Raw genomic sequence first — 6071 nt, 5'->3', positions numbered from 1 at the left:
GACTTTTGGCACGCTGTTGAGTTCTCAAGGAACGGACGCTTCCTTCGAGTCCCTTCCAGGACCCTCCGGGCTTTTCCCTTCGGTCTTGCGTTTCCAACCTTACCAGATCTTTTTCCCGGTCCGTTTCCGGACTTCGATTTCGATCAGGTGGCCGATTGGAGTGGCCTTTTGCCTTTCGGCGTGATCCGACTTTATCAGAAGCTTTTGACTGATCTGATCAGTCATTGCGATCCGGATAAGGAGTCGATGGGCTCCGTGGAACTCGATGTCCCGACCAGAGCGAGAGAGATACTAACCGTTGAACTCGATCACGTCGCGTCCGAGGCAACCGTTAGAATCTACCTCCCCACACGATCCGTGTCAACGGTTCTTGTGGGCCGGAGAGGACAGTAGCAGCTCCGAGGGGGTGGATGCACATCACGCCGCGGTGGGCAGCCGGGCGCTCTGATCTGCGGTGTCCACGTCTCCGGCCTCGCCCGTGCGGGCCGCGCGGCCACCCAGGACGTAGACGTACGTGAGGAACGTGAGCTCGGCGGCGATGCCGATGGTGATGCGGGCCCAGGTCGGGAGGCCGGACGGGGTCACGAAGCCCTCGATCACGCCGGAGACGAAGAGCACGAGCGCGAGGCCGATGGCCATGCCGAGGGCGGCACGTCCTTGTTGTGCCAGGGCCACTCGGCGCGTCTGCGGGCCGGGGTCGATCACCGTCCAGCCGAGGCGGAGTCCCGTACCGGCGGCGACGAAGACCGCCGTCAGTTCGAGCAGGCCGTGCGGGAGCACCAGACCCAGGAAGACGTCGAGGCGGCCGGCCGCGGACATCAGACCGATGCCGATGCCGAGGTTCACCATGTTGAGGAGGAGGATCCAGATCACCGGGATGCCGAGGAACGCTCCCAGGGTGAGACAGATGGCGGCTGCCTGGGCATTGTTCGTCCAGACCTGGGCCGCGAAGGAAGCGGCCGGATTGCTGGAGTAGTACGTCTCGTACTCGCCGCCCGGGCGGGTCATCTCGCGGAGGTCCTCGGGGGCGCCGATGGACGCCTGCACCTCGGGGTGGGTGCCGATCCACCAGCCGATGAGGGCGGCGACCAGGGTGGAGAGGACCGCCGCGGGTATCCACCAGTGGCGCGTGCGGTACACGGCGGCCGGGAATCCGGCGGTGAGGAAGTGGACGGCGTCGCGCCAGCTCGCGCGACGGGTTCCGGTGACCGCGGCGCGGGCGCGCGCGACGAGCTGGGTGAGCCGGCCGACCAGGGCGGGGTCCGGGGCGCTGGACTGGATCAGCGACAGGTGCGTGGCGGTGCGCTGGTAGAGGGCGACGAGTTCGTCGGCCTCGGCGCCGGTGAGGTGGCGGCCTCGGCGCAGGAGCTGGTCCAGGCGGTCCCACTCGGCGCGATGGGCTGTCACGAAGACATCGAGGTCCATGTCGGCTGCTGCTCCAGGCACTGGGTGCGTACGTTCGTACTACTGCGACGCGCTTCGGGTCAGCTTGGCAGACTGTGAGCGCATTGGAAGGGGCAGGTCGAAGGCGGGCGAGCAGGGGAGGCGGCATCGGTGAGTGCGTTGATAACGGGGGACGCGGTCGTCCTGGGGGTGCAGCCGGCGAGGGTGCCGAGTCGTGCGCTCGCCGTGATCATCGACCTCGTGGTCGCGTGGACCGTCTATCTGACGGTGGCGCTGGCGCTCCAGTTGCTGACCGCTTCCCTGGACGACGCCGCATTCGCCGCGATTTCCGTCGCGTCCTTGCTGTTGCTGCTGGTGGGCGCGCCCATCGCGGTGGAGACGCTGTCCCGGGGGCGGTCGCTGGGGAAGCTGGCGTGCGGGCTGCGGGTGGTGCGGGACGACGGGGGGCCGATCCGGTTCCGGCACGCGCTGGTGCGCGGGGCGATGGGCTTCGTGGAGATCACTCTGACCTTCGGGGTCGTCGCGTGCATCGCATCGCTGGCGTCGGCGCGGGGGCGGCGCCTCGGGGACGTGTTCGCGGGGACCCTGGTCGTACGGGAACGGGTGGCGGCGACGCAGGGCGCACTGGTGGTGCCGCCGCCTCCGCCGTGGCTCGCGGGGCAGTTCGCGCAGCTGGACCTATCGGGGGTGCCGGACGGCCTGTGGCTGGCGATACGGCAGTACCTGACGCGGATGACGCAGCTGGACCCGGCGGTGAGCGGGCGGATGGCCGAGCGGCTGGCCGTCGAGGTGGTGGAGCGCACGGGGGCGCCGGCTCCCGCGGGGGTGGCGCCGGCCGCGTATCTGGCCGGCGTGGTGCACGAGCGGCAGACGCGGGACGCGCACCGGGCCTTCGGCGCACGGGCGGGTGCGGGTCCAGGTGCGGGTGCGGGTGCGAACGCGGGGGTGTTGCCGGTTGTCGGCCCGCCCCTGCCGGGGGTGCCTCCGACTCCTCCCCCGGCGGTCGACGGGCGGGACGACCGTGCGCGGGACGACCGTGCGACGGGACCTTCGTCGACGGGGTTCGCACCGCCCGCCTGAGACCGCCCCCCGAGACCGCCCGCCGGGGGCGTACGCCTAAGCGGGGTCCGGGAAGACGGACGGCGGGGTCTCCAGGTCTTCGAGTTCGATGCCGGGGGCGGCGAGGACCACGTCACCGGCGATGTGCACCGTGTGCTGCTCCCCCGTGTCGAGTGCGCTGACCTGGTATTCGTCCACCGTCAGGGGGCCGTTGTCAGTGGCGTGCGCTTCACTTCTCAGCAGAGCCCAGGACTGATCGACGGTACGTGGGGCGAGTACGGGTTCCGTGAAGGCGACGAGGCGGACCCGGGTCGCCGGGGATTGGGGGGTGAGACGCAGCAGACGGGCGGTGGCGACGAGGAAGGCCGGGGAGGAGCCGGTGAAGGCGTGGGCGCGGACGTTGCCCTCGCTGGCGTGGGTGCCGGTGGGGTCGGTGCGGACCCAGGTGACGCCGTCCAGGGCCGCTCCGCGGATCTGCCAGCTCGCGGCGTGGAGTTCGAGGCGCAGGGGGCGGCCGAGTTCGTCGATCGCGAGGTCGACGGAGCCTCGGTGCTCGCCGGAGGGAGTGGTGGTCTGGGAGACGTAGCGCCAGCCGGAGGGGCCGGGCGCGCAGTGGAAGTGTTCCTCACCGAGGGGGGTGTGATCGTGCGGATCGTGCAGCGAATATCGGCCGCGGGGCATGGGGGCGTCACAGTCCTTCTGCGGTGAGTTGCGCAGCGGTGCAGCGTGGTGCGTCGTGCAACGTGGTGCGTCGAAGTCGGTGGGGGGCGTACGGGGCAGGCCCCCGGCACGGGGGTGCGGGGGCCTGCTGAGTACGACGTCGTACCGCGTACTGGCGCGGCCGATCGGTCAGTAGCGGTAGTGGTCCGGCTTGTACGGGCCCTCGACCTTGACGCCGATGTAGTCGGCCTGCTCCTGGCGGAGCGTGGTCAGCTTGACGCCGAGCGAGTCGAGGTGCAGGCGGGCGACCTTCTCGTCGAGGTGCTTGGGGAGCACGTAGACGTCGGTCGGGTACTCCTGCGGCTTGGTGAAGAGCTCGATCTGCGCCAGCGTCTGGTCCGCGAAGCTGTTGGACATCACGAAGGACGGGTGGCCCGTCGCGTTGCCGAGGTTGAGCAGGCGGCCCTCGGACAGCACGATGATGACCTTGCCGTCGGAGAAGGTCCAGGTGTGAACCTGCGGCTTGACCTCGTCCTTCACGATGCCGGGGATCCGGGCGAGGCCGGCCATGTCGATCTCGTTGTCGAAGTGGCCGATGTTGCCGACGATGGCCTGGTGCTTCATCTTGGCCATGTCCGAGGCCATGATGATGTCCTTGTTGCCCGTGGTGGTGACGAAGATGTCGGCCAGGCCGACGACCTCGTCGAGGGTGGAGACCTGGTAGCCGTCCATCGCGGCCTGGAGGGCGCAGATGGGGTCGATCTCGGTGATGATCACACGCGCGCCCTGGCCCCGGAGGGACTCGGCGCAGCCCTTGCCCACGTCGCCGTAGCCGCAGACGACCGCGACCTTGCCGCCGATCAGGACGTCGGTGGCGCGGTTGATGCCGTCGATGAGGGAGTGGCGGCAGCCGTACTTGTTGTCGAACTTCGACTTGGTGACGGCGTCGTTGACGTTGATCGCCGGGAAGAGGAGGGTGCCGTCGCGCTGCATCTCGTACAGGCGGTGGACGCCGGTGGTGGTCTCTTCGGTGACGCCGCGGATCTCGGACGCCAGACGGGTCCACTTCTGCGCGTCGTCGGCGAGGGTGCGGTTCAGCAGGGTGAGGATCTGGGCGAGCTCCTCGTTGTCCGCGGTCGCGGGGTCCGGGGCGGATCCGGCCTTCTCGAACTCAACGCCCTTGTGGACGAGGAGGGTGGCGTCACCGCCGTCGTCCAGGATCATGTTCGGGCCGCCGGTGGGGGCGTCCGGCCAGGTCAGGGCCTGCTCGGTGCACCACCAGTACTCCTCCAGCGTCTCGCCCTTCCAGGCGAAGACGGGGATGCCCTTGGGGTCGTCGGCGGTGCCGTTCGGGCCGACGGCGATGGCCGCGGCGGCGTGGTCCTGGGTGGAGAAGATGTTGCAGGAGGCCCAGCGGACCTGTGCGCCGAGGGCGACCAGGGTCTCGATCAGGACGGCGGTCTGCACCGTCATGTGCAGGGAGCCGGTGATGCGGGCGCCGGCCAGCGGCTGCTGCTCGGCGTACTCCTTGCGGATGGACATCAGGCCGGGCATCTCGTGCTCGGCGAGGGTGATCTCCTTGCGGCCGAAGGCGGCGAGGGAGAGGTCGGCGACCTTGAAGTCCTGGCCGGAGGCGACAGTCGTCATCGGTGCTGCTCCTCAGTGGTGGTCGAGGTGGGTACGGGGCTGGCTCTGCGACGGCAGGTGTACGGGCATGCGAATGCCCGGCACCTCGCGCAGTGCAGTCCGTCGGAGGCCCTCTCTCCCTCGGCCGGACCGCAAGGGACCGACCGACCGCCATCAGCAGCGACGTCTGACTCTCGCACCGAATCTACACCGACGACCGCGGCGGGCCCCAGCCCTCATGAGGAATGTCCGGATGCGAACGGCTGCGCGGACGGCCGGGCGAACGGCTTCGCGAACGGCGGGGTCAGTGGGCAGGGCCGGGGCCGCCGGGCGACTTGCCGGGGTTCGTGCCCGCCGCTGCCGCCGACGCGCTGTAGACGTCCGGTTCCAGGTAAATCACGCGCGCGATGGGGCAGGCGGCGCGGATGCGCTGCTCTGCGGCGTTGATGGCGGCGGCGACCTCGGTGGCGGTGTTGTCGTGGCGTACCGCGATCTTGGCGGCGACGAGCAGTTCCTCGGGGCCGAGGTGGAGCGTGCGCATGTGGATGAGGCGGGTGACCGACGTGCCGTCGACGACGGCGTCCTCGATGGTGCGCAGGTCGGCGGCGCTCGCGGACTCGCCCAGGAGCAGGGACTTCGTCTCGACGGCGAGGACGAGGGCGATGAGGATCAGCAGGGTGCCGATGCAGAGGGTGCCGATGCCGTCCCAGACGCCGTCGCCGGTGGCGAGGGCGATGCTGACGCCGGCGAGGGCCAGGACGAGGCCGATCAGTGCGCCGAGGTCTTCGAGGAGGACGACGGGGAGTTCGGGTGCCTTCGCGCGGCGGACGAACTCCCGCCAGGACTGGGTGCCGCGCAGGACGTTGGACTCCTTGATGGCGGTGCGGAAGGAGAACGTCTCCGCGACGATCGCGAAGAGGAGGACGCCGACGGGCCAGTACCAGGCTTCGATCGCGTGCGGGTGCTTGATCTTCTCGTAGCCCTCGTACAGCGCGAACATGCCGCCGACGGAGAAGAGCACGATGGAGACGAGGAAGGCGTAGATGTAGCGCTCGCGGCCGTAGCCGAAGGGGTGCTCGGGGGTGGCGGCGCGGCGGGCGCGCTTGCCGCCGAGCAGGAGCAGTCCCTGGTTGCCGGAGTCGGCGAGCGAGTGGACGCTCTCGGCGAGCATCGAGGACGAGCCGGAGAAGAGGAACGCGACGAACTTGGCGACCGCGATGGCGAGGTTGGCGGCCAGCGCCGCCACGATCGCTTTGGTTCCGCCGGACGCGCTCATGGGTGGGTGTCCCTTCGGGCGGGGTGCCGGTGCGCGCGCCCGATGG

Annotated in this window: 5 protein-coding genes; 1 reads left to right on the top strand and 4 read right to left on the bottom strand. The window is 69.8% G+C overall.

All coding sequences use genetic code 11. From position 1 onward, the window contains the following. Positions 1–417: 417 nt before the first annotated feature. Positions 418–1425 carry a stage II sporulation protein M gene (locus ABZ842_RS05130; protein ID WP_361531781.1) on the bottom strand — a complete coding sequence of 336 codons (1008 nt, stop codon included), beginning with the start codon at positions 1423–1425 and terminating at the stop codon, positions 418–420. A gap of 129 nt (positions 1426–1554) precedes the next feature. Between ABZ842_RS05130 and ABZ842_RS05125 the strand changes: the two genes are divergently transcribed. After that, positions 1555–2484, top strand: coding sequence for an RDD family protein (locus ABZ842_RS05125; RefSeq protein ID WP_361531778.1), 930 nt, complete (start codon positions 1555–1557; stop codon positions 2482–2484). Positions 2485–2520: 36 nt separating this feature from the next. On the opposite strand, the gene ABZ842_RS05120 is transcribed toward ABZ842_RS05125, so the two are convergent. The 3 genes from ABZ842_RS05120 to ABZ842_RS05110 form a co-directional block, all read right to left on the bottom strand. Next, positions 2521–3144: a hypothetical protein gene (locus ABZ842_RS05120; protein WP_361531775.1), complete on the bottom strand. Its 624-nt coding sequence runs from the start codon at positions 3142–3144 to the stop codon at positions 2521–2523. A gap of 168 nt (positions 3145–3312) precedes the next feature. Next, the gene (ahcY, locus tag ABZ842_RS05115) at positions 3313–4770 is read right to left on the bottom strand and encodes an adenosylhomocysteinase (protein ID WP_361531772.1); all 1458 of its coding nucleotides are present in this window, start codon (positions 4768–4770) and stop codon (positions 3313–3315) included. 283 nt (positions 4771–5053) lie between these two features. Then, positions 5054–6025: a cation diffusion facilitator family transporter gene (locus tag ABZ842_RS05110; RefSeq protein ID WP_361531769.1), complete on the bottom strand. Its 972-nt coding sequence runs from the start codon at positions 6023–6025 to the stop codon at positions 5054–5056. Positions 6026–6071: the final 46 nt, after the last annotated feature.

This window comes from Streptomyces sp. NPDC047315 (genome assembly GCF_040643215.1).
Classification (GTDB): Bacteria; Actinomycetota; Actinomycetes; order Streptomycetales; family Streptomycetaceae; genus Streptomyces.
The sequence above is the reverse complement of the archived record's forward strand: the minus strand, read 5'-3'. Positions and strand labels throughout refer to the sequence as shown.

Coding starts and splice junctions, on each gene's coding strand:
- ABZ842_RS05120 (WP_361531775.1), bottom strand. CDS start 3,144: ATGCCCCGCGGCCGATATTCGCTGCACGATCCGCACGATCACACCCCC.
- ABZ842_RS05110 (WP_361531769.1), bottom strand. CDS start 6,025: ATGAGCGCGTCCGGCGGAACCAAAGCGATCGTGGCGGCGCTGGCCGCC.
- ahcY (WP_361531772.1), bottom strand. CDS start 4,770: ATGACGACTGTCGCCTCCGGCCAGGACTTCAAGGTCGCCGACCTCTCC.
- ABZ842_RS05130 (WP_361531781.1), bottom strand. CDS start 1,425: ATGGACCTCGATGTCTTCGTGACAGCCCATCGCGCCGAGTGGGACCGC.